Here is a 23666-nt window from a genome sequence, read left to right on the forward strand (position 1 = left end):
TAGCCATTAGGCGCATGAGGTTGTTACCAACAGGGTGATAACAATATAAATATTTCTTTTTTCTTCTATTATATGTCCATTTCGCAGACTGTAAATTTATTTTCATTTCCAAGCATGTATATCATATTCTTCATTAATACAATAAATGAATTCCACGGTAAAGATAGGAAATTTATATATCTAACATTTATAATTTATGTTATGGTACAATATGTTAATTAATTACAATACTTTCTAAAAGGTGGATACATAATGAAAGCAAAGAAACTCGTAGCATTAACAGTTCCAGTTCTATTATTGTTCGGTTGTGGGGTAGGAGATAAAGATTCTACTCCTAAGACGCAAGAGGTGTCTAAGAAGAAAGAAAAGATGTCAGAAAAAGAGTATCCGCTTTACATTTGCGAACAAACTATAGAGTTCACAAACAAGATAGAAGAATATTCAAACACAGTAAGACAGGCAGTTAAAGGTAATGGAGATTTACAAGATGTCTTAGCATCTATAGACGAATTAGAGGATGTTTTAGATAGTATAGAAAACATAGAAGCACCAAAGAAGTATGAAGACAAACAGAAATCAATGCAAGAAGGGGTAGACGAAGCAAGAAAAGGATTAGAACTAATAAGAGACGGTATGAAACAGTTCGCAGACGGTAAAGATAACGAAGCTAGAATGAAAGGTAAGGAAAAGGCATCAGAAGGTGCAGAAGTAGTAAAACATGCAGGTAATAACTTATGGACTCCAGTGATAAGAGATTTAGTAGGTGAAGACCAAACTGTATACGAAAGAGCATTACGTAATAAAACACATTAATCAGTAAGGAGTAATTAAAATGAAAGCAAAGAAACTAATAGCTTTAACAGTTCCAGTCATGTTGTTGTTCGGTTGTGGGGTAGAAGATAAAGTTTCTACTCCTAAAGTTGAAGAAACGAGTAAGGCAATGTTGAAAACGGTAATATCAGAAAAAGAATATCCAAGTTATATGTATGAGCAATTATTAGAGTTTCAATTTAATAAGGATGATATAGTAATAAGTTTAGGTTATGCACAAAAAGGTGATGAAAAGTATAAGGAAGTTTTTAAAACAGCAAGTGCTATGGATGAAGCTTTAGACCGTATGGAAAACATAAAAGTACCTGATAAATATAAAGACATCCACAAACTTGTATTAGAAGGTGTCACTGACGCAAGAAAAGGTACAAAGTTTATACTAGACGCAAAAGGTAAAGATGCAAACGAAGTTAGTTTAGCTATTATGCATAGTATTCCCCACATGTCAGGTATGGATGGAGAACAGTGGAAAGAAGCAACTTTCCAATTAGCTCAAGAAGACAAAGATACCTTCTCTAAGGTATTTGATAAGAAAGTAAAAGAACATCAACAAAAATAAAGTAACTTTTAATTATACATACAATCATACAACACGATAAGAGGAAATAAGAAAATGAAAGCAAAGAGACTTGTAACATTCGATTTACCTATCATGCTATTATCAGCTTGTACACTAAACATATATGGTCTTACACAGGCAGAATATAGAAAAGTGGACAAAGAATATTGATCAAGTAAACTAACAATATAACAAGGAGGTTATTTCATGAGTTATGATACTGTAGCATCGCTACAACGCATGCAACAATTACAGCAATCGGAAGCTGCTGCCGGAAAGAGAATAGTCTTACAACGAATACCTACTGCCTTAGATGCTATATTGTTTATTACAGCAATTATCTTGGCTATCCCAACTCTTGTAATATCTTATATTTTATTTATTATCTATTATTCATACATAGTTAAAACATACGTAGTCAAGAATGTAGCTACTGGCGAGAAATTTAGAGTTGCTAAACAGGATTTTAAGCAATATAAAAAGGATTTTAAAGCAAAGGAAAAAGAAGTTAGAAAGATATCTGATTTATAATTTCGTTTAAAGGATGAAAATAAAATGAAAAAACGTTCTAACTTTATGAAAGTTGTTAGCTCCATATTTAGGGGCTTTCGTTTAATAGGTAGAATTATAAATCCTATATTAAAAGCATTATCTAAAAGTAAATTTTAAATATCATAGCAATAAAAAGGAGCCAACTCATAAAGCAGTGTCCTTGATTCTTATGGACGAAGACGGATATAAGAGAGTAACTAATTAAAGTAAGGAATAACGTATATGAAAATTAAAGTATTACTAGCAAGCATAATCGGACTGATGCTCGTATGGTGTCTATCAGCTAAGGATACTATTACTATAGAAGAAGGGTTCACACATCAATTAGACTTTGAAAACAAGTTGAAAGAATACTCAAACGGTATGATTGAGATTGAGGATTCAAAGATAGAGTATCGTGAAAAGGAAAACGACAGGGTTTATTCCGCAAACTGGAATGGATTCACGATTTATTCAAAGATGGGTAAGAGTGATTGGGTATCAAACTCCGTTTCAGTTGCAACAAACAAACGAGTTTTTGAAGATAAGACAGCATATGAACGGTATCATAAGCTAATGGAGTGTTTGATTCGTATCGCAGACTCAAAACTATCGATAGAAGAGATAGATAAGCTAATTGCTAAAGGGGTAGGAGCAAACGAGTCACCAAACGATTATGATTTTTCATATGAACGATATGTAGGGCAAGACCGAACAAACAACATTAGCTTTACAATAACGGATAGAAAATGATAAGACCATAGTGATTGGTCTTATTTTTTTGTCTCCTTTTAACCAATAGCATTTTGAAAAAAACACGCTAAGCAACAAATAAAAAAAGCCGCCCAATTAAGGACGGCCCTTGTTTTTACTTCACATACACATAGGCTTCATTTGCTGTTACATAGTATGTTTTGCCTTTACTATTGTGTACTTTATATTGAGCTGAACCATTAACGGTTACTTTAGCATCAATAGTAAATCCAAGTCCTTCATCTACAGTTCCAGCTACATCTTTATCAGACCAAGAAGCAGAATCATAGAAGCGAAGGTTGTCCACTTTAGAAACAACGCGTTTTCCTACTTCAGAACTTGCAGCAGAAACTTGTTCTCCTTCGTATCGAATGTAAGATGGATTGTAGTAAATCCATTGATTACCGCCAAGGTTTAACCAATCCCCTTTTTTCGCCCATACTTGATAGGCTTCACCTTTACCTAATTGACGAATAACACCGGAATTAGTTGAAGGGCCACTTCTAAGGTTAACGTTATATCCATCGATATAAGCAACCCCTGTTGCCCCTGTAACTTTTTGAGGAGGTTCTTGTGATTTTGGTTTAACCGTAACCGTTTCACCTTCATACGCCTTTTGTACGTCCGCTCTGAATTGTAACTCTGATACACCATGACTGCGAAGATAATCAATCGGATCTTCATGGTCAGTTCCACCTAATTTGTAAGTGATATCTTTATGTGTCCATAGCCCCTTAGAAGGATGAATATTTCTATCACGTAAAATCTCACCTAATAGATTTACATAACGCTCATATGAACGCTTAAACTTTACTGGGTCACTTGTTTCACAAAGTTCTACATGAACGAATCTAGCATTTGCAGATGGTCCAGCCCCCCAAGCACGATATTTTGTAGATGCAATTTGAATATTTTCATCCCAATCCGTTGCATAGTGAACAAATGCGTTTCTCCATGTACGAGACTCATATTTTTGAATATTAATAGCTGGAGCTTCAGGAGTAGCGGTAGAATGAGCTACAACCCCCTCATAAGCACCTACGCCATAGCGGTATGGATCTTGTGGTAAACCTGGAATGATAAGTGTTCTATCAGCAAAAGCACTTGCTGCAGAAGTTAATGTAATAATGGCAACCGTAGAAATTGAAACTAAGAATTTAATAGATTTTTTCATGTGTCATTTTCCCCTTTTGGCCCAACAAAAAGAGCACCGTCTTTTGACAATGCTCTCCTTATGTAAGGCGTATATTTTTATTTGCTGTTATGTTTTTCTTTTCTTGCATCAGATCTTTGGATTTTTGCCTGAATTTCAGAAGCTACACTTTCTAATAACCATGCTGGAATCCATTTCTCCCAGCCGATCCTTGCACAGTTCGCTGCGAAACTATTAAAAATGTGGTAACTCAATCCACCGACTACCATGAAGAAAAAGAAGTCAGGCAGTTTAAGAGCGATATCAAACAAATGTGCAAGAGCCGGCAATGATAAAAGCACCACGGCTCTCGTGATGCCCTCAATTCCATATTGTGATGAGTATGTCCCATCTAGTTTTGAAGCTTTACTACCGGTAATCCAATCAAGCATAATAATCCATGCAAAAATCGTTATCCAAATTAAATTTGCTTTACCATATATCAAACTTATTATTGTCCCTAATCCACCACCTATAGCGCCACCTAATTTAAATTGAGTACTAGTAATAACTTCGGATATATCTAATGACTTGATAAGATCTTGTATTCGTTCCAAGTTCACACCTCCTTTTTTATTTTGGCCAAAATAAAAAAGACCAGCTTATGGCTGATCCTTTTTAGGTTATAAAATTTTATGTTTAAGAAATTTGGTATAATCCTTAGTTATTACTAAAATATCAATAGGTCCTCCACATGTTGATAATCCATCCTGAAATCTACAATAATTTATTGTGAGATCTACAATAAATTCAGCGAAGTCAACCGCATCTTTGAGAGGCATCATCTCAAAATTAATATCCGTATCTTTTAAAAGCTTACTAGTAGCCTGAGGCTCACCTCTCCATGCCGCCCCATAAATAAGGCTATTCGTCTCTGAATAATTTTGCCTCTTCACTTCATCTTTACAAACAGAATACATATAAGCTTCATCATTTTCGAATCCAGCAACTTGAAAATAAACATTATATGTTGGATATTTTTCTAACAGAAATTGATTAAGCTTAACAGCAACTTCCTCTACTGTATCAGTTTCTAAAACTCTATCAATATCAAAGATACGTAATAAATCAGAAACTGTTCTCCCTTCAATAATTGCACTCCCACAAGTTGATACACCTATAGTAGCTTTTCGTAACAGAACAATTTTTTGTGCATTATCACTTAAAGTGAATAATTCTTTTGCTCCATCGGCTAAATTCATTGTTCTAGTTAATCTACTATCCGCAGCCATAGCTATACCATCTGGTACATATACTGTTGTAATAATTGACATGAATATCTTACCTCCTAATCATTCTAGGAGTTCATCATACCATATTATCCCATATTTTTTCATTCAGCCCTTATACTTTACTCCACAACAAGAATTCACATAACCATGTCTATATTCCATATAAATTGTCCTCTTACATGTAGGACAATTAAATATCTTTCTTGTATAAACATTATCCATTTCACTAGAATTATCACCAGTAGCTTGTTCTTCTTTTATTTTACTAGTAATTTCCCCACTATCTGCCAGATGTGTAGAATAATTATTACATCGACCATCTTTCCTCACTTGTATTCCTCCTTCGCCATCATATGTTTACTCTTTCTCTATAAGTCGAATTTATTCAAATCCAAAATAAAAAAGACCAGCTTATGGCTGCTCCGGTTTATTTTCAGTTAATGTTATTTTTGGTTGTTCACCTGTAAGCTTATAATAATCTTCTACACAAACATTCTTTACATTACTTCCAATTTGTAATTCGAAAAGTCTAGCCCCTCTATTACACATTTGGCATTTGGTTGCCATACGAATACTCAGTGTACCGTCAGACATGCCCCAAACCTCGACTTTTTCTTTTTCTTGAATGCCGGCATAATCCAACATGTCAAAAGGTATTTGTACCCGAACGCCGTTTTCAATACGTTCCGCATCTACTAATCTACCCATAAACGGGCTCCCTTCACCTGTTTGTAAAGGCATTCCTTGCACATTGTTATTTTCCATTCATACCTCTCCTTTTTTATATACCATTCCAAGTTTTCCAGTTACCATCGATGCCCATCGTATAGAATGACCAACCAGATGCACCATTCACATAAAAGATAGAACCGTAAGAACCGAATGCTTGTCCACCCACATTCACTCCGTAAGTTGATACTTTTCTGTTAAAATGAACATCTGCATTCGTGCTAATTCGAAACTCAGGAGTATTAACCCCATAACCTAAAAATGTATTACTGTCACCTATAGCTAGTGACTGTACGGGTGTATAACCAGATGCTAAATTATCCATCGTAGTTTCCCAACTATAGACAGATGGTAATTCTCCTTCCACAAGTTGTACACCTGATACACAAACAGCCATATTACTTCCGTAATCCCCAGCTCCATAAATATCAAAATAACAAAATCCGTTATCAGGAAAGTTATCAGGAATTGTAAAAGTGTTAGAATAACGAACTATGTTTCTTCCTGGCGCATCAAATGCTTTTTCGAATCTTAAATCTTCTATCGGCCGTCCATCTGGTGCATAGTGTCCTGTTATAACACGTAAACGCGGATAATCAGATACAACATTGCCGTTATAAGTTGCCGCACGAAAATGGGCAGATAACGTATACTTCTTCCCTCTTTTCACACCACTAAACAACGGATATCTAATCCAATGCTGTATATTAATGCGCATGGCGTTAATCATTTGTTCATATCCAAAGTCATGATAGTTGTTTTCAATATATGGTTCACCTGTGATTCGCCATTCGGGACTATATTTCACTTTACGCATGTTGTTTTGTGGAAGATAACAAGAAATACTAGAAAACATATGATCTGCAATAAGGTTTTTCTTAGGTATAACAGAATATTTCTTCCCAAACTCATCCTCATACAAGAAATTAGCCATTTTAACAGTGACTCCATTTTTATCAATCATAACCTTATCCCCTGAAATCTTGATAACGTCTGCATCTATACCTTTTGCAGTAAGCCATTTCACAACGGTATCCGCGTTGATATTTAATTTAGCTACATCGATGGTTATCTTTTCAGCTGTCTGGTTTATAGCAGAAATGATGTCACCTTTTTGAACGGTACTAAGAATATTCTTTTCAGTCAGATCAATACGAGCTGCTTGTTTTTCTACATAAGCTTTATCTGCATATTTTCCGTCAGCCTGTACTTTGGTATATACTTCAGTTTTTATTGCAGCAATACTAATCCCCGCTGCATTAGCAGAGATAAGACGTTCCAACTCAGTTGTTTTTTGATTGTAATCTTGTGTAGCTACTTTCTTGGAAATCACTTCAATTAAATCTTGTTTGTTTTTTGTAACAGTATTCTTCAACTCAGGGATTTGAAAGCCGCCAACATAATCTTCAACTTGCTTAATCTCCACCTTGGCTTTAATCGCTTGTGCTTGCTGTTCTATCTTTGTGTTAGCATCAGTAATCTTTTTCCCCTGATCTGATACTACATTGTTTAAATTGCTAACTGTGAAAGATAATCCGCTTGCTGTTTGCTCTACTGTAGTCATACGCTTTTCAAATCCAGCTTGGCTGTTTTGCACATTTGTTATTGTGGTTTTAACACCTTCCACACTTTTTTCAATCTCGGTTGTTTTCTTGGTGAAGTCATTGACAGTGACTTGATCCTGGTAAGCTCGTTTGTACCCTGTCGCAACATTACCTTTTTCAATTTGAACATTTTTGAAGTTCAAGTATGTGCCCGTTGAGCTTTCATATCTGCCAAAATAAATACGGAAAAATACAGCAGTAGCATTTGTAGGTATTGTAAATGTATAATGTTGTCTTTTCCAAACATTCAATTCTTTGTATGGATTACCATATATAGCATCCCAGTTGGTGCCCTCTGCATTCGTTGTGTAGAACATTTCAAAATGATAATCAGTAGATTCGCAATTTATATCCACTGAAATTGTGACTTGCTTTCCAGGTTCTAAATTTCTTAGTGTTTTTTCATAGTTCCCTAGCTGGTAGAAAGCGTCTGTATGTCGTACACACTTCATAGCAATATGTTCATTGTAAAATTGTTTCTCTACACCACCATCATAACCTCCATGCTCTTGTGGCAAGAATAAAGGCCATTCATTATTACAACTAGAATGAATAACTAAATTATTAGCTCCAATATCAAGATTATCCATGCGACTTTTCACTTGAGTCATGGTTTCTTTAGTCCGTCCAGCTTCTTGCGTGATTTCAGTTGTGACCTTTTTGAACGTAGCTGAATCCGTGTAGTTATCTACTGATTTATTGTAATCACCCAGAACTTTACCAACTTGAATTTGTGGTTTCTTGATAAAAAATGTATTTAATTCATTTCCATTATCAGCATAAAAACAAATAGTAGCGTTGTTATTAGGGTTGGTTACCTCGAATTTTAAACTGTATCTTTTCCACTCTCTCGTCAAAACAATACTAGTGTGGGGATGACCTTCAGCAGCTTCAGCAATAATCCCGATACCCATTCCAGGAACGCCTTGAACCCAAACACTAACCGTATACCATCCCAAAGGAAGTGGCTTTCTTGTACCTTCACGTTTAGCACCTATCGGTTGGTAAACACCGCCTTGATTATTAGTTACAGGCGTTACTTTTAAAACACGATCACCGTGCTCTTCAGTACCCTCGATATTAGAAATATGCGCCCACCAAGTTGCCCTTGGATCAATGAATTCAGTATCAATAAACAAGTTGTTCATACCAACTTCTAAATTGTTCATATTACTCTCGACACGCTCAATTTTTTGCCTTGTTCCGTTTGCATCTTGTTCAATCGAATTTAATTTATTGCCAATTTCATTATCTTTCTTTGTTAATGATTCAATGGAAGTTTTAAAACCATCTGCTGTTTGCTCCGATTTAGTAACACGCTCACTGATTTTGCCTTGTTCAGTTTGTATATTGGTAACTTTTGTTGAAACCCCAGTAACAGTTTCTTCTATTGCTGTTGTCTTTTTGGTAAAGTCTGTAGCTGTTTGGTTTACTTTAGAATCCACTTGCGAAATGGTACGTGTATTACCATCAGCAGTTTGCTTCGCTTCATTAGCAACCTTAGAAACTTGTGACAAGTTATTCCCTAAATCCGTAACACTTTGTTTTTCTGCCTTTGATTTGATAGCTTCATTTGTTTGTTCAAAGGATGTACTGATTTCTTGGAACTTCTTAACATTTCCTTGCTTATCAGTTTCATATATTTGTTTACCAATAAATCCATTATTAATTTCATCTTTTGTAAAGACACCAGATTTATCTGCTTTATCTTTTAATTGTGTATTAATCCATGTTTGATCTACTTTGTTATTAATTTGCTTTTGAACATCAACTATTTGCCCAGCTATTTCTTGCGCTTTACCTTCCACACTTTGAACCTTTTCATTTAATTCGTTTTTTGTGGTCTCAATATCTTTGCTCACTTGTTCCAATGTTTCTTTCTTAACTGATTCCACATCAGGGACAACAGGGTCCCATATACCATCTTTCCAAAGTTTCAAAATACCAGGCTTACCGTTAGAAATATCTAACCATAATGTTTTTCTATCTTTAATCCCTGTTGTCGGTGGATAATTTGATTCAATGATTTCAACGGTATTATCTTCGATATTTTTTTGAACTTTTTCGGCAAGTGTTTTCGCTACTTCTGATTCTTTCTTAGCATTACTAGCTGTTTCATTAGCTTCTTTCACTAATTTGTCTAACTGATCTAGCATTTCTTGTTTATTTCCTAAAGAACTAAGAATTCGATTGTAAATCTTTCTTAATTCTTCGTTCGGATCAGTAATCTCACGATAATCACCAAACACATATTTATCTTGTGAAGGATCAGTAAATGATTCATCCCCAGCAATTGCGCGCGCTTCAAGATACAATTTAGGTGTAAATCCAGTATCCTTAATTCGGATTGTATCTCCTTCATTAATTAGCTCATGAGCCAGCCCGAATATACGCCCGATACTTTGTGCTTGAACCTCATACGAAACTGAAGTGTTTACACGTTTTGCTAACTCTGTTTTCATAAGTGTCATTAAACGTTGCGGTGTTATATCTTCTTCTGTTTCTGGCGTGTAGAAGCCGAACTTATGATGACCGCGCTCATTCCATCTTTGAAATGCATCACTGTCCACAATATAAGGGAGACCATTATTAATGCTCTCAACTGTGATAATAGTGTCGCCTTCTTTTTTCACGAAACCAACTAAGGATGTACAAATGTTTTGCGAGTTCTCAACACGCTTAATACCCACTAAATCTTTACCAAGAGTTACTTCTTTCCCTGTTTCTTGACCACGCTTCTTTACCATATCTACATAACGGCCAACGATTTGAAAGCCGACCACTTCAGCACGGTATTGTATTTCTAATTCAAATAATGATGCTATCTTTTTAAGGAAAGATAATGGATCGATGAATTCATCAATAGTCATAGAACGGAAACTAGCATACTCTATATTTCCTTTCTTCCACTTTGTACCTGAAAGAGCTATATCCACCATTTCCATTACTGTCTTGCCTTCTATTTTTTGTGGAGGAATAATTCCAGCTTTAGCAAGTTGAATCCATTCACCAGATGCATATGCGATTACTGATCTGTCATTAGAGTCTTTTTCCGCTTCAGTAATTACATATGGAACAATTCGACCATCACGCACTTCTTTTAACACTAAATTTTGCTGCATAAGAGTTGCTGCATGGTCCGTATTATCAAACACTCTAAATTCTAAAGTATCGATATTATTTTTGATTTCCCAATGCCTTTTATCATCCCAATAATCTTTTGTTTGGATGTTTGCAACAATTTGTTCTGTTTTAAAATCCACAACATGAAGTATACCGCTAGGTGTTCTCATCTATATCTCTCCCTATATATCACCTTTGCTGTTCCGATATTTGCTGGCATAATTTCTAGTTTGTTCTGGCCCTTATTGATTTTAGGGTAATCACTAAACAAGTCTTTCAGATTAATTGCATTTGCACTATTAATACTCACAAGACTTTTAGCCGTATCAATTTGTACTTTATCCCCTTTTTCCATAATGTAAGGAGGATTATCACTTGTATTTTGATTTACTTTCCAAACCTTTATATCATCAACTGTCATAGTTGTAGTTGGATCGTTATTCCACCATTGTGTGATAGAAATTTGTATTTGTGCGACTTTATTCATTAAGATCCCGTCTGTATCTATCCAACGTGCTTTTGCTCCAGCATCATCAATTTCAGTACCTTCAGCAAATTTTGTAATGAAAAATTCCCACTCATTTCCGATTCGGTATACTTGTAATCTACCGTAGAAGTTATTCCAAGTGTTTGAATATTTACCGCGCGTATTGATCATAGTTTGTTCCGCTTGATGACCAGGATAAGCAAGTTTAGCGAATCCATGTGTTTCTTCTGCTTCCCAAAATACATCGTTCATTGATAAACGAGCGACAGGTTTACTACTTTCATCCAGTAAAGCTATTTCAACTCGTCCCATTTGAACGTAACTGGAACTAATGAATCTCACGTATGCGGACATAATGAAATCTTGTATAGGTCCACCTGGAATGCTTTTCTTCATAATCGCCCCATGATGACCTTTGTAACTATTGTCACCATAATCAGTTACATAAACTTGATGTCCATTTGTTTTAAGTACACCGCCACCCTTAGCATCTTCAAATTCCGATACATTCGTCCAGCCTATTATAGTAGACATTTCATCCCACATTACACGTTGTTTTCTCTCTACTGGAAGTTGAGAAGCTGCAAGTGGATATCCAATCCTAAAGTATTCATTCCTCTTCCAAACATCTAAAAATGTAGAAGGATTTTCAACTTCAATTTCGATAATAGGCTCTGACTCCACAGTGCCTTTATTTTGAACGTTAGCAATTAAACCAAGTCCATCTGTTTGAAATTCTACCGTTCGAGTAGGTCCTAATTTATAAGGCATTGGACAAATAAATTTAAGAATTCCTTTACCAAGAGTGACGAATTCATCTGGATCAAACCCCTCGTCCACAACAGCTAGATATGTTCTGTTTGGCTCTACATCGAAAATAAGCTCTGCTGGTTGATCTGTAATTAACCAATCTGCAATTTCTTCTTTCAATGTTTCTAAATCCGATCCATCGGGGACGATAATTCCAACAGGAATAGAAAGAACACGTATGTCAGTTTGTGTATTTAATAGCCTTGCTCCGGGGTAACCCGGAACACTTAGAAAATTCCTTTTTAATGGTGCCCATGTAGGTCTTTTCCATCCTTTTTCTATTTGAACAAAGTTTTTTCGTTGGTTGTTAAATGTAAAAGAACTCATGTTAACACCTCGTTTCTTTATAAAATAAAAGAAACCCTAACCTAAAAGGCTGAGTTTCTCTTTGTTTCTCTATCTTGATACTCGGTTGTATATCGATAAGTACCACGTGCCACATCTCGCCCCTCTATAACAACAGGAACCTCAACTACCAAGTCACCACCAAGCAGTGGAATTGCTCCACCGCCAGGTGATCCAGATGAGTAATTGAATACTTGATTGGATACACCGCTTGTCATCGCTTGTCTACTATTTGCCATACTGCCATACACACCGCTCATAACAGTTTTCAATCCCGATAATTGGCTCATAGAACTATCCATCATGCGACTCATATCACCCATTAATTGACCCATAGAACCGGTAGTGCCGATCATAGTTTTTGCAATACCTTCACCAATAGATCCAAGTGTCTTTTTATTCAAAGGTAAAACCGCTTCTTTTCCAGCTTCTCCTGCTCCTTGCAAGTTTCCACCATTCATTCCAAAGATAGTAGGTTTAGTGAAGATACCACCTTTTGCACGCCAATCTATATTGAGTCCAGATGGAAACGTAATATCTTTTCCTAAAACGTTTTTCGTACTAGTTTGTAAGCTGAAATGTGGAAGAGGTGGCATTTCAGGTTTAGGAATTTTCAACTTCAAATTTTCAAAGAATCCTTTGATTTTATCAATGAATCCCTTAACTCCATCAACCGCATCCCTTATTGGATCCATAATAAATCTTTTCGCTGCTTCAAATTTTTCTTGTGCAGCATTCTTCACGGAATCAAATTTTTCTCTCGCTGAATTATATAAATCAGTAAATTTTTGTTTAGCTTGATTATACGTTTCAGTGACCGGATTAATTACGTATTGTTTCACCAAATTCCAGGCTGAAAGTGTATAAGATTTTATTGTTTCCCAATTACTTAATATCCAATTTGCTAAATCTCCGAGCTTTTGTTTTGTTGTATTCCACAATTCTTGAACTGGTTGAATAACATACTGTTTTATTAAATTCCAGCCTGCTAGTGTATAAGATTTCGCTGTTTCCCACTGTGAACCAAGCCAAGAAACCAAATCAGAAAATTTTTCTTTCACCAAGTTCCATACTTCCTGTACTGGTTGAATGATATATTGTTTGAATAAACCCCATCCGATTTGCGCTGCTGCCTTTGCTATTTCCCATTGCTTACTAAGCCAGTTAACTAACTCGCCAATTTGTCCGCTTACCCAATTGTAAGCTTCTTGGATTGGTTGAATAATATATTGACTGATTGCCGCCCAAGCAATTTGCACCCCGGCTTGAATTAGTAACCAACCTGCTTCTAAAACTGTTGAAATCAATGAAATGATAGGGTCTAAAAAAGTAACAATTGTATTCCAAGTGTCTTGCCATGCTTGCGTTAACATGCCCCACAATTCGGAAGCCATTGTAACTAAAGATGTCCACCAAGAAGAAGCCGTTTCAACAACTCCGGACCATAAGTTACTAAAGAATTCGCCTATTGGATCGAAGAAACTATGCATCATTTCAGTGAATGAAGCCCAGGCCCCAGAAAAGAATTCAACAATAGAATTCCATGCATCGCTACATACCTGACCTATACCTGTCCATAAATCATTAAAAAATTGACCAATAGGATCAAAAAATGCATGCATTGTTTCTAAAAATGAACTCCACGCTTCACTGGATGATTGAACGATACTATCCCACAGTCCTACTAAATATTCCTTAATAGAATTCCAGGTTTCTATTGTCCAGTTTTTGATATCTTCCCAGTTTTTATAAATAGCAAAACCTAGAGCGACTATAGCTGCTACGATAATCGGCACAATGGCAACTATCCCGGCTGCAGCAGCCGCACCAATTCCAAATATACTCATTACCGTTACAACTATTGGCGCAAGTGCCATAATCGCCCCCGATATTATACCAATGGCTGTTGCTACGGCTGCTAATGTCGCTGCCAATTCTGGATTATTAGAAATCCATTCAGCAAATTTAGAAATAAGATCGGCTACAACTCCAAGTACCGGCTGAAGAGCAACTTGTAAATCTTGCATAGCTTTTTGGAATTTTACAGCTGGACTTGCATCCATTTTTTTAATAGATTCATTTAATTTATCCTGATTCTTCTGAAAGTCTACGGTTTTTTCTGAAGCACTTATCAAAGTATTGGTAATATTTTGTCCTTGGTCTTCAAACATCGTTGCTAGAACTTTAACCCCTACTTGATTTCTTTTTATCGGGTCTTCTATCCCTTCAATCGCTTTAGCTACTTCTACCATAGCTTTTGAGCCTTCACTTCCGCCTTTAGCGACAGATGCTCCCCACTTTTCTATTTGCTCTGCGGCAATCCCAGAACCACTAAGCGCTTCTTTTAATGCCTTATCCGCCCCTTGTGCAAATTCAGTTAATTGAACCCGTCCTTCTTTTAGACCCGTAATGTTCAGTGAAGTTCGCAACACTTCACCCGTCCTCTAAGGACTGCTTACTGTCACCAGTAAGACCAGACTATATCATCATCTTATATAAGATGCTCCCCGTTTCGGATGTCATTTGCTTACACCCTACGTCTTTCGACTAGTCGTTACACACTTCCTATTTATAGGATTGGCTCGATATTGTCTCTTATGTGAGAGTTTCACCGAATTAGAGGAGTTTGCTATGAATGTCACCACTCATAGGGACAATTGTTTATCCAATAGGTTGTCAATATTCCAAGTACCTGTTTCAACGCCTGCTTCCATAATTGCTTGGACTTCTTCAGCTTTAAAACCTGCACGAGTCAGCTGACTTCCGTATTCGGCAATAATATCTAGTTGCTCTGGCGGAAATCCCATTTTTAACAACGCATCAACCATACCAAGGGCACTATCTTGAGTTATCCCTAATTCATTTCCTATTTCATATGTTTCTTGTATTAACTCTGTAAAATCTATACCTTCATAAGATGTTGCAATTACCGCTGCCCCTTTTACTATAGATGCGTTAGCTTCATCGCTAATATTTTTATTTAAAGCCCATTGCCTGCGCACGCCCTCTAAAGATGCTTCAGCATCAACTCCATAAGTAGTAACACCTCTAATAGCTTCTTCTACTGACTTTTTGGAGGACTCAGGTACATCAAAAGTAATATCAATCTTTGTTTTTAACTTAGACATATCAAGTGCTTTTTCGATTGTCCCGGCAATTCCACCACCAGCTACCATTGCTCCAAGAACGTTTTCTAAACCAATATCTAACTCTTTAAATTCTCTTTGCGTCCTTTGGGCTTCTTGTTGTAAATCTCGTAATTCATTTCGTACTTGTTGAATTGAATTCCCAGCATCCACAGATCGAATGGCACGTTGTAATTTTTCAATATCCGCTTCAGTTCCTAATGCTTCACGACCAATAATCCCAATCGCTTGTTCTAATTGGCGACTTGTAGCTGTTCCGCTTTTAATTGCATTCACAAGACGATTTCCTAATGCTCCTGCAAAATCATCAACGCTTTTTCCCGTAGCTCTAAACAATGTTTCTAATTGCCTTGTGGAACTCGCTACATTCTCTTGCTCAGCTTTCATGTTTCCTAGTTTATTTTTAAGACCATTAAGTGACCCTTCTGTAAATTCAATTTCACGTCTGAATGCACGATATTGTTCTTCAGAAATTTTACCGTTTTGAAATTGAGCTTGTACTTGTTGTTCCGCTGCCTTCAATTTATCTAGCTTTTGTGTTGTATTTTCAATTTGTTGTGTAAGTAACTTTTGTTTTTGAGCCAAAGCTTCCACGTTACCTGGATCAAATTTTAAAAGGCGCTCAACATCTTTTAATTCTTTAGCCAAAGCGTCACTTTGTTTATTTACATCTTTTAAAGCATTTTGTAACGGTTGAGTATTCCCGCCGATTTCTATCGTAATCCCTTTAATTCTTCCGGCCATTTTCTCACCTCATTTCTTAGAATGAATCAAAGTCTTTTTGATTTGCTTTTCTAACTTTTTCTTTGTCTGGGTTCTCCATTTCAGCAAACTCAGCGATGTAATCAAAACAATCACCGATTGTCATGGTTTCTAAATCCCAATGCGTTAATTTTGCTTTATAACAAAGAGCAAGGAACAAATCAGTGGTTAATTCTTCATCACTGAATGTCCCTTGCTTTTCATCATTTCCTGTTATTTTTTTTTTGCTCCCATAGTGACTTGAACTAGTTCCATTATTTCTGGCATGATTTCTTCAATTGGGAATTCTTCAAATTCATCCAGCCACGTCATAGGATCAGGAATACTTGAATCAGCCGTTTTAGCGAATAACCAAGTCAAGTCATAAATAAGTTCAAAGTCCACTTTACTTATATCAACATTAGACATATTAATAGGTTGTTCTGATCCATTTGGTGAAGTTAAAGCGTTAATTGCTCCTAACCCCATCATATCTGCAAATAAATTACGTCTAAATTGTGCTTTATATCGTTTAACTGTGGCTGCTGTACTTTTTAATCTGACTTGTTTTCCGTCTATTGTAATTGTCTTTTCCATTTACTATTACGCTCCTTTTGGTGCTGCTGGTTTTTTAACGTACACTTCTTTGTACCAGTTATCGTAAATCGTTTGAGTTGTTTTAGAAGTTGTTTTTGTTTTAACCATTGGTCTTCCACCAGGTACTAAAACAATTGGACTAGATACAAACTTCAATTCGTTTGTATTTGGTTCAGCTGAATTTGTTTTTGTTTTAGATGCGATTGTCGGACGACTTGCTGCACAGTTATACATAACATGTCGAGTCGCGTTCACATCACCATCGAATTCAAATAGTAACGCAAATGATTTCCCTTTAGCATCAGCCAATTCATTTAACACACCGTCTGTTTCATCTAATTGTTCTCCTAATGCATCGATAGCAAATTGCTCCGGAATAGTCGCGATAGATAACGTTCCATCGTAACCTTGGTTATTACTTGCCGCATAATAAAGCATGTCATCAGCATAAAATTCAATTAAATCACCGCGTGGCTCAAAAGTTAGTTCAACCCCACCTGGTAATGGAATCGGTGTGCCAAATTTCACTAAAAAATCTTGAGTATCGAATGGAACATAATGTACATTCTTCAGACCAAACGTAACTTTATTTTCTTTATTCACCTACATCAACCTCGTTTCATAATTTTTTTGATGCATTTTTTCAGATTCAATAAAAGTCCCATACGATTCATAAGGAATCTCATGATCGTCTAGGACTTTTTCAAGTTTGGCTTCTGCAACTAAATCTTTCCTAGTTGTATAAAGCTCAATATTTAAATCGTTTATCTTGTGATAGACCTTGTTATCAGCCATTAAATTTGCTGATCCGTCCACAAGAAAACAAATATAAGGTGGTGCTGGAACTGGATTACCTGGTGTAGCTGTGAAATGCGAATAAGCCACAGGATAACCTGTAGCTTCAAGAATTTTTGTTAGTTCTCCTAATGTCATTGTTGAACCGCCCTTTCGATACGTTTTGGCAATTCATCAATTACATACTCTTCAACTGGACGAATATGAACTTGTGCTGGAACTCGACCACCACCGACTTTCGCATGTCCCTTTTCTAAAAGATGCGTTAATTGTCCTTGCGTATTATGAAGGACAACACCATTACCTTCTTTTTTCTTACGCCATCCTTTACGATAAGCACCTGTTTTTTTAGGACTATTTTGCTTTAATTTACTGACAGCAACATCAGCTACTTCTTCTTGTGCTGTCAGTAATTCTTCTTCCACAACATTTGCATATCTTTGTAATTCTCTAGCAAGATCACTCGCAAAATCATTCATATTAAGTATGCTCCTTTGCGATTATAGTCAAAGTTTGATACATTTCATCATCATTCATTGGCGGTTCGATAATGTCAAAGATACGATCATTCATTTTAATCCGCATTTCTTCTGTAACACCCGATGTATAAGGGATTACAAATCGATAAATTCGAGTAGCTTGTGAAGCTGAAGCTTCGATATACTCAGACCCTTTCACCGTTTTTATCATTGCCCAGGCTTTTTTTAATTCCTGCCAAGATATTTCGATTACTTGGTTCAATTCATCTTTTATTACTACAGGTTGTTCAATGCTAATTCGATTTCTAAAATCACCTGTATTTAAAGGTTTTTTGTACTGAAAAGGACGCATCTTAATCACCGTCCAGTTTAATTTCTTCTAATGCTTTATCAATGCCCAAACTATTAATCTGACTTAAAAAATTCTGGTCAAAATACTCAAGAGCATCATTATAAACATAACGAGAACGTTCAAAGACTAATTCCTTGAACTCTTCATCCTCGTCATTGTTAATATCATAATCCCCACAAATTCTTAATAAAGCTTTATTAGACGTAGATAGGATGCGCTTTAGGTTATCATCTTCATCATCACCTAAGTGCATCCTATCTTTGAATTCCTGCAATATTTCATTAGAAATTACTGTTTCCATTCACATCACCCTTGAGCTGGTGGAGTTGGTGCTTCTTCAAGTTTTAACGTGTAAACTTGTGATGTATATTTATCCTTTGGCTTACCTGTAGCGAATTGCTTAGCGATATAAAGCGTTGCATCCTCTAAAGCTAATGTTTCTTCATATTTTTTAATTGGTTCCGTTCCACCCATCGCTGCAATATACTCTCCTTTAACAAAAAACAGGACCTTACCTTGAGGTACAAACACAGATTCTGTAGGAGTTGGATTGAAAGGTAAGCTTGTCACATACGCTCCAGCCGCATTTTGAATTGTTGCATTTGCTTGGATATCAAAAGTATCAAACGGATTTGTTACCATAACTACTTTCCCAGCAATATTTTTTGGTCTGTCTGCATCAGTTTTACCATCAGGATTTAGCTTTTTAGCCAGTAATTTAACAACGCCTTTTAATTCGTTGATTGTTTTGCGACCTGGTTCAAACGTTAAAGTCCCTGCTGTTTTTTTATCTGGATATACTCCTCCAACAACACTTCCACTTGGATCTTTTAACAATCCAATAGGCTCATCTTTACCTGTACCAATTACAAATCCACGTTCTAAACCTACAGACATAGCTTCTGAAATCATTGTACGAACATATCGTTCCACCCATACTGGACCAAGTTTAAGCATGTCATTTGCCAATGGGATGAATGCCGTTAATTTAAGTTGAGAGATAGACTCTTTTCGGAATGTAGCATTTAGTTGTCCTTTAATATCGCCGAATAATGGTCCCCATACAGCTGCACCTTCTGGATCTCCATAGATAAATTCTGTCACAGCACCTAAGTTTTCTAATCCTATATGTTCTAACAACGGATGACCTTGAACTAAATCATCAAAAATTCGTTCTTGTGTTGTCTTAGGTAATGTTTCAGTATCTTTAAAGCCACCATCTTGAACGACTGCATTGAAGAATTTCATTTCCTCACTGGTTAATACATTAGAACCACGAGACTGCATAATAGAACGATCTACAATAGATTCATTGACTTGATTCAAGATATCTGAGCGAACATCTGTAGCAAGTGCTTCAATCATAGAATTTAATGCTACTGACTGTTCCTCTGGTGTTCCTTCCTGTGTCGCTTTCGCAAATGCTAGTTTCTTTTCCTCAAAGTTATTAAATTTAATTACCATAATTTATTTTCCTCCTAAATTTAAAAAGAGCGTACCCAGATTCTGTTTCGTATTAACAGGCTCTTGAATAGGCTCTTTTGGTTTTTGATTATTTGGCTGTTTCGTATACTTAGCTACTAAATCTTCTTTAAAATTTTCTACAACTTCCTCTTCTTCCTCTTCTTGCGTATCATCTATTTCGATTTCATCAGCAATTTCATCAGCTAAACCAAGAGTAACTGCTTCCTCTGCTGTTAGCCAAGTTTCATCTTTTAATAGTTGCTTTAATTCTTCATCTGTTCCAACAAAACGTTTCTTATAAGATGCCGCTAAAGCTGAATCAATCTTTCGTAAATCTCGTGCTGTTTTTTCAAATAGGTCTGCATTTCCATATTCAAAGGTACTCGCTTGATGAATCATCATCATAGTATTACTAGGCATAATGATTTTATCACCTGCCATTGCAATTACAGATGCGGCACTAGCTGCCCAACCATCAATATGAACAATAATTTCAGCATTATGCTGCTTTAACTGATTACAAATTGCTACACCATCAAATGCGGAACCTCCACCCGAATTAATATGAACGTGAATTTTTTCTGCTTTAACATCTTGAATTTTTCTTCTTACTGCTTCAGCATTATTTTCGCTAAACCATCCACCAATTGACCCATAAACAGTTAATTTATACTCATTTTCTCCTTTAGCTTCAAAACGAATATCTCGTTTTAAATTTAAAAGCTTATTCATATTCACATGTTCCATCATTTCTCACCTCCTTCAGATTCATTTAGTTTCGTATAGTTCTTCGTAATATGATGAATATTTAAGTTCGGATCATCCGAATTTTCATAATCTACTTCTGATCTAATCTCATTTCCTGTAAATGCACTTGAAGAAATGAGCTTATCAATACTTGTTGCAAGATCAAATATACTTTGATAAGAAACTGCTTTAACCTCAATCTTTTTCCCTAAAAGATACTCATTCATTTCAAAGAATTTAACATTCGCTTCATCAGATAATTTTTTTAATAATGGCCGTACTGTGAAAAGCATATAGTTTTTCGTTTGCTTCTCTACATCAGCCATCTCGCCATATATCAAAGCTGTTGGAATACCAATTGCCATAGCTACTTGATTTAAGAAACCATTTGTTACTTTATTGATTTCTTCCACACTTGGGCCATTCGCAACACCATTGTATATTTCGTTATAATTAAAGCCCTTTTGTTGTGGAACAATAGCAATATCCTTATTACCAAACGCTTGATACATATCATCAATAAACTTTTGTAATTTCGCTATGTTCTCTTCCGTCTTGGCACCTGTCATATCCATATCAACTGTTCCACGAACTTGATTTTTACGTTTTTGAGAGCTTAGTATTCTACCAAATAAGTCCCCGTAATCTGCAAATAAACCATCAATAAGTGGAGATAATTTATCATTTCGATACTTTAAGTGAATTACTTCACTTTGCCTAAAACTTCTCTTAAACGTATAATCTTTTACTATTACATCGGTAAAAGTATCCTCAAACACAGCGTATTCATTGTGCTGAAATCCATCTGCAATTAGTAAATCACCATCATCTACTTGTATAACTAAACACTCATTATCATAAATAAGTTTGCGAATAAACCTTTCCCAAAAGGTACTTGCGGTCATATTTTTGTTCGGTCTAACGTTTAATCGATAATAAAGTTCATTCTTCTCAAATTCTTTACCCTGTCTTACTCTGAATTCAGATTGACTAATCGTCCTTCCTAAAAATGACACGCATGTATCAATTGCTAATCGTTTCATATGAACCCTGTTTGCTGTATCAGCAACTATGCCCAGATCCACCATAAATTCTAATTCTTTATTTCTTTTAAATACTGAACCTAACCACCCAATGGCTATCACCCTCTTTATTAGAATTTAATATCACCTATAATGAAGTCAGTTACTTCTTGTATTTCATCAGCTCTATAGAGAGCGTGAACAAAACTTTGGAATCCGTCAGTTTTTCTTCGCACCGGCTCTTTCTTTTCATATATTTTGTTCCCGTCACCCTTAATCACAACCAATACATTCTGTGTATACCAACGCATAAGAGGGCTGTCACCGAAAACAATCTGCTCATTTGCAAATGCCATTTCAATCCGTGGCGCTAATAAACTATGAATTGCCTTAGGGTTTCTTATAACTTCTATTTCAAATCCTTCAGCTACTAATAAAGGTCTTATCGCTTCCATTCGGAAGTTATCAGCTATAATTTTCTTAATACCATATTGTTCACGCATTTTTACAAACCAATCAACAATGTGTTGAGGATTGATAGTAGGCTCGTCCACAACAGTTAGTAAGCCTTGTTCTTCCCATTCTTTTATTGGCGCAAACTTCTGTTTTTTGAACTCACCTGCTTTTTTAGAATATCCATAGTAGATATCAACAAATTCTTTTCGGACAAAGGAATGAGTTTTAAAGATATACTCACCAGTTTGTCTAAATAAAAGACCACACGCCGCGAAATCTCGAATACTTGCAAAGTCTAACGACCCAATACATTCTTGACCATGTAAATCTGGAAACGGTCGATTTGTAGCAAGAATTTCTGACCATTTTGCAACGGAACGTTCTAAGTTTGTAACAGGTAAGTTCATACGCTTTGTCATGAACTCTTCTCGGTTGCTTGGATCATCCTCTAAATCTTCATATTCTTCCTTTATCGTTTCAAGTAATCCCTCAGCATACTCACTTAAAGGCTTAGATAACATGGGATTCGCAAGCTCCCAATTATCAAGATCATCTACTTCAGTTTCGTCATTTAATTTACAAATAAAAGGAAAGACAGCATTCGGACGTGCTTCGCCGTTTAGTACCTTCATTGCCTTTTCTTTTTGCTTATCTAAGAAACCGTCACGAACATATCCATCTGTACCAATGTAAAATTCACGTGGGTTTTTCTTTTTCCCTAAACCACTGATATGAACACGGACATCTTTATTGCTTTCGTATTGATGTATTTCATCAAATACAACCGCACCATCACGCAAACCATCTTTTGTATCTCCATTTGAAGTCCTAAACTTCAGTACACTTTCAGTAGCCTTTGAAACTGTTTGAGTTAACGTCGTTTTAAAGGCTCTTTTCAAGACCTCATTCTTCTTCACACATTTATGAACTTCGTCAGGGCTTGTTTTTGCTTGTTCTTCACTATTCGCTACAACTGAAATGTTATACTCTGGAATGCCATGCAATTCACTAATTAAAAAGTGAATAATAACAGAAATCAGACCGTTTTTACCGCCGCCACGTCCTAACATCCACAGGAATTTACGATAAAATACACGTCCATTTTTCTTATAAAATAAAAAGACAAATGCTATTAAGAATTTTTGAAATGACTGCAATGGAAAATACCACTTCTCACCGAAGTTTATACAATCCTCAATCATTTCATCATCAAAATACAAATCGTCTCTGTTTAAAACATGTTTTTCTAGATATTCAATTAACAGTTCTCTTTCTTTATTGAACTTTACTTTCCCACTTCGATAAAGTTCAATATATTCTTCCACATACTTTTGCTTAATCATGTAAGATCACTTTTGCTATAACCTGTATTAGGGATAGTATTCTTAACAACAAACTTTATATCTCTCCCTAATGCAATTAAAGAACTGTTAATTTTATTCCTCTCACTTATAAGAGGGTGGGCCTTAACGAAAACTTGAGTCCCATTTTTAATTGTTACGGATTCCCCTTCTTTAGTTATCGTTTTATTAATTTTTCGAAATGCTTTAACTAGATCAATATAGCGTTCTACCTTTTCAACTTCAACTAAATCTGTCGTATCAATACTATTCATAAGCTGTTCCTTTAACCTTACAATACTAACAGCCATCTACCCACCCCCCCCTTACG

General features: G+C 35.9%; 22 protein-coding genes and 2 pseudogenes. 4 read left to right on the forward strand and 20 right to left on the reverse strand.

Annotated features, from left to right (window positions below; all coding sequences use genetic code 11):
* Window positions 1-252 precede the first annotated feature (252 nt).
* The 4 genes from V7038_RS09065 (at window position 253) to V7038_RS09080 (ending at window position 2674) form a co-directional block, all read left to right on the forward strand.
* On the forward strand, window positions 253-813 hold the full coding sequence (locus tag V7038_RS09065) for a DUF7018 domain-containing (lipo)protein (protein ID WP_335469893.1): 561 nt from the start codon (window positions 253-255) through the stop codon (window positions 811-813).
* A gap of 19 nt (window positions 814-832) precedes the next feature.
* Window positions 833-1390 carry a hypothetical protein gene (locus V7038_RS09070; protein WP_335469895.1) on the forward strand — a complete coding sequence of 186 codons (558 nt, stop codon included), beginning with the start codon at window positions 833-835 and terminating at the stop codon, window positions 1388-1390.
* A 207-nt stretch (window positions 1391-1597) separates the two neighbouring features.
* Window positions 1598-1921 carry a hypothetical protein gene (locus tag V7038_RS09075; RefSeq protein WP_335469897.1) on the forward strand — a complete coding sequence of 108 codons (324 nt, stop codon included), beginning with the start codon at window positions 1598-1600 and terminating at the stop codon, window positions 1919-1921.
* Window positions 1922-2164: 243 nt separating this feature from the next.
* Window positions 2165-2674, forward strand: a complete 510-nt coding sequence (locus tag V7038_RS09080; protein ID WP_335469899.1) for a hypothetical protein — start codon at window positions 2165-2167, stop codon at window positions 2672-2674.
* A 115-nt stretch (window positions 2675-2789) separates the two neighbouring features.
* On the opposite strand, the gene V7038_RS09085 is transcribed toward V7038_RS09080, so the two are convergent.
* The 20 genes and pseudogenes from V7038_RS09085 to V7038_RS09180 form a co-directional block, all read right to left on the reverse strand.
* Window positions 2790-3848 carry an N-acetylmuramoyl-L-alanine amidase gene (locus V7038_RS09085; protein ID WP_335469901.1) on the reverse strand — a complete coding sequence of 353 codons (1059 nt, stop codon included), beginning with the start codon at window positions 3846-3848 and terminating at the stop codon, window positions 2790-2792.
* A gap of 77 nt (window positions 3849-3925) precedes the next feature.
* A complete protein-coding gene (locus V7038_RS09090; protein ID WP_335469904.1) occupies window positions 3926-4423 on the reverse strand; it encodes a phage holin family protein in 498 nt (165 codons plus the stop codon).
* 66 nt (window positions 4424-4489) lie between these two features.
* A complete protein-coding gene (locus V7038_RS09095) occupies window positions 4490-5140 on the reverse strand; it encodes a hypothetical protein (protein ID WP_335469907.1) in 651 nt (216 codons plus the stop codon).
* Window positions 5141-5203: 63 nt separating this feature from the next.
* Window positions 5204-5428: a hypothetical protein gene (locus V7038_RS09100; protein ID WP_335469911.1), complete on the reverse strand. Its 225-nt coding sequence runs from the start codon at window positions 5426-5428 to the stop codon at window positions 5204-5206.
* Window positions 5429-5509: 81 nt separating this feature from the next.
* Window positions 5510-5863 (reverse strand): hypothetical protein, encoded by a 354-nt coding sequence (locus V7038_RS09105; RefSeq protein ID WP_070139867.1) that lies wholly within the window; start codon window positions 5861-5863, stop codon window positions 5510-5512.
* A gap of 16 nt (window positions 5864-5879) precedes the next feature.
* A complete protein-coding gene (locus V7038_RS09110) occupies window positions 5880-10724 on the reverse strand; it encodes a phage tail spike protein (protein ID WP_335469914.1) in 4845 nt (1614 codons plus the stop codon).
* Window positions 10721-12178 carry a distal tail protein Dit gene (locus V7038_RS09115; RefSeq protein WP_335469916.1) on the reverse strand — a complete coding sequence of 486 codons (1458 nt, stop codon included), beginning with the start codon at window positions 12176-12178 and terminating at the stop codon, window positions 10721-10723. Before V7038_RS09115 ends, V7038_RS09110 begins: the two co-directional genes overlap by 4 nt.
* A 41-nt stretch (window positions 12179-12219) precedes the next feature.
* Window positions 12220-14601, reverse strand: a pseudogene (locus V7038_RS09120) (DUF2207 domain-containing protein); the annotation flags it as partial.
* Between the two features lie 258 nt (window positions 14602-14859).
* Window positions 14860-16086: pseudogene (locus V7038_RS09125) on the reverse strand (DUF2207 domain-containing protein); the annotation flags it as partial.
* Window positions 16087-16317: 231 nt separating this feature from the next.
* Window positions 16318-16680, reverse strand: a complete 363-nt coding sequence (locus tag V7038_RS09130) for a hypothetical protein (RefSeq protein WP_201064651.1) — start codon at window positions 16678-16680, stop codon at window positions 16318-16320.
* A 6-nt stretch (window positions 16681-16686) separates the two neighbouring features.
* On the reverse strand, window positions 16687-17283 hold the full coding sequence (locus V7038_RS09135; RefSeq protein ID WP_335469920.1) for a major tail protein: 597 nt from the start codon (window positions 17281-17283) through the stop codon (window positions 16687-16689).
* Window positions 17284-17613: a hypothetical protein gene (locus V7038_RS09140; protein ID WP_201064647.1), complete on the reverse strand. Its 330-nt coding sequence runs from the start codon at window positions 17611-17613 to the stop codon at window positions 17284-17286.
* Window positions 17610-17954, reverse strand: coding sequence for an HK97 gp10 family phage protein (locus V7038_RS09145; protein WP_335469923.1), 345 nt, complete (start codon window positions 17952-17954; stop codon window positions 17610-17612). Before V7038_RS09145 ends, V7038_RS09140 begins: the two co-directional genes overlap by 4 nt.
* A gap of 1 nt (window position 17955) precedes the next feature.
* Window positions 17956-18306 carry a phage head closure protein gene (locus V7038_RS09150; RefSeq protein WP_335469925.1) on the reverse strand — a complete coding sequence of 117 codons (351 nt, stop codon included), beginning with the start codon at window positions 18304-18306 and terminating at the stop codon, window positions 17956-17958.
* A gap of 1 nt (window position 18307) precedes the next feature.
* On the reverse strand, window positions 18308-18607 hold the full coding sequence (locus V7038_RS09155) for a hypothetical protein (RefSeq protein WP_137076751.1): 300 nt from the start codon (window positions 18605-18607) through the stop codon (window positions 18308-18310).
* A gap of 5 nt (window positions 18608-18612) precedes the next feature.
* The gene (locus V7038_RS09160; RefSeq protein ID WP_016105974.1) at window positions 18613-19770 is read right to left on the reverse strand and encodes a phage major capsid protein; all 1158 of its coding nucleotides are present in this window, start codon (window positions 19768-19770) and stop codon (window positions 18613-18615) included.
* A 3-nt stretch (window positions 19771-19773) separates the two neighbouring features.
* Complete coding sequence (locus V7038_RS09165; RefSeq protein ID WP_256416270.1) at window positions 19774-20517, reverse strand: head maturation protease, ClpP-related; 744 nt, start codon at window positions 20515-20517, stop codon at window positions 19774-19776.
* Window positions 20517-21662 (reverse strand): phage portal protein, encoded by a 1146-nt coding sequence (locus tag V7038_RS09170; protein ID WP_256416271.1) that lies wholly within the window; start codon window positions 21660-21662, stop codon window positions 20517-20519. Before V7038_RS09170 ends, V7038_RS09165 begins: the two co-directional genes overlap by 1 nt.
* Window positions 21663-21670: 8 nt before the next feature.
* Window positions 21671-23338, reverse strand: a complete 1668-nt coding sequence (locus V7038_RS09175; RefSeq protein ID WP_335469928.1) for a terminase TerL endonuclease subunit — start codon at window positions 23336-23338, stop codon at window positions 21671-21673.
* Window positions 23335-23646 carry a P27 family phage terminase small subunit gene (locus V7038_RS09180; protein WP_002128755.1) on the reverse strand — a complete coding sequence of 104 codons (312 nt, stop codon included), beginning with the start codon at window positions 23644-23646 and terminating at the stop codon, window positions 23335-23337. The genes V7038_RS09175 and V7038_RS09180 overlap by 4 nt, the downstream gene beginning before the upstream one ends.
* Window positions 23647-23666 lie beyond the last annotated feature (20 nt).

The organism is Bacillus sp. JJ783 (assembly GCF_036963225.1).
In the GTDB taxonomy this organism is placed as follows: Bacteria; Bacillota; Bacilli; order Bacillales; family Bacillaceae_G; genus Bacillus_A; species Bacillus_A cereus_U.

Coding starts and splice junctions, on each gene's coding strand:
- V7038_RS09065 (WP_335469893.1), top strand. CDS start 253: ATGAAAGCAAAGAAACTCGTAGCATTAACAGTTCCAGTTCTATTATTG.
- V7038_RS09070 (WP_335469895.1), top strand. CDS start 833: ATGAAAGCAAAGAAACTAATAGCTTTAACAGTTCCAGTCATGTTGTTG.
- V7038_RS09075 (WP_335469897.1), top strand. CDS start 1,598: ATGAGTTATGATACTGTAGCATCGCTACAACGCATGCAACAATTACAG.
- V7038_RS09080 (WP_335469899.1), top strand. CDS start 2,165: ATGAAAATTAAAGTATTACTAGCAAGCATAATCGGACTGATGCTCGTA.
- V7038_RS09085 (WP_335469901.1), bottom strand. CDS start 3,848: ATGAAAAAATCTATTAAATTCTTAGTTTCAATTTCTACGGTTGCCATT.
- V7038_RS09095 (WP_335469907.1), bottom strand. CDS start 5,140: ATGTCAATTATTACAACAGTATATGTACCAGATGGTATAGCTATGGCT.
- V7038_RS09105 (WP_070139867.1), bottom strand. CDS start 5,863: ATGGAAAATAACAATGTGCAAGGAATGCCTTTACAAACAGGTGAAGGG.
- V7038_RS09110 (WP_335469914.1), bottom strand. CDS start 10,724: ATGAGAACACCTAGCGGTATACTTCATGTTGTGGATTTTAAAACAGAA.
- V7038_RS09115 (WP_335469916.1), bottom strand. CDS start 12,178: ATGAGTTCTTTTACATTTAACAACCAACGAAAAAACTTTGTTCAAATA.
- V7038_RS09130 (WP_201064651.1), bottom strand. CDS start 16,680: ATGGAAAAGACAATTACAATAGACGGAAAACAAGTCAGATTAAAAAGT.
- V7038_RS09140 (WP_201064647.1), bottom strand. CDS start 17,613: ATGACATTAGGAGAACTAACAAAAATTCTTGAAGCTACAGGTTATCCT.
- V7038_RS09145 (WP_335469923.1), bottom strand. CDS start 17,954: ATGAATGATTTTGCGAGTGATCTTGCTAGAGAATTACAAAGATATGCA.
- V7038_RS09150 (WP_335469925.1), bottom strand. CDS start 18,306: ATGCGTCCTTTTCAGTACAAAAAACCTTTAAATACAGGTGATTTTAGA.
- V7038_RS09155 (WP_137076751.1), bottom strand. CDS start 18,607: ATGGAAACAGTAATTTCTAATGAAATATTGCAGGAATTCAAAGATAGG.
- V7038_RS09160 (WP_016105974.1), bottom strand. CDS start 19,770: ATGGTAATTAAATTTAATAACTTTGAGGAAAAGAAACTAGCATTTGCG.
- V7038_RS09165 (WP_256416270.1), bottom strand. CDS start 20,517: ATGGAACATGTGAATATGAATAAGCTTTTAAATTTAAAACGAGATATT.
- V7038_RS09175 (WP_335469928.1), bottom strand. CDS start 23,338: ATGATTAAGCAAAAGTATGTGGAAGAATATATTGAACTTTATCGAAGT.
- V7038_RS09180 (WP_002128755.1), bottom strand. CDS start 23,646: ATGGCTGTTAGTATTGTAAGGTTAAAGGAACAGCTTATGAATAGTATT.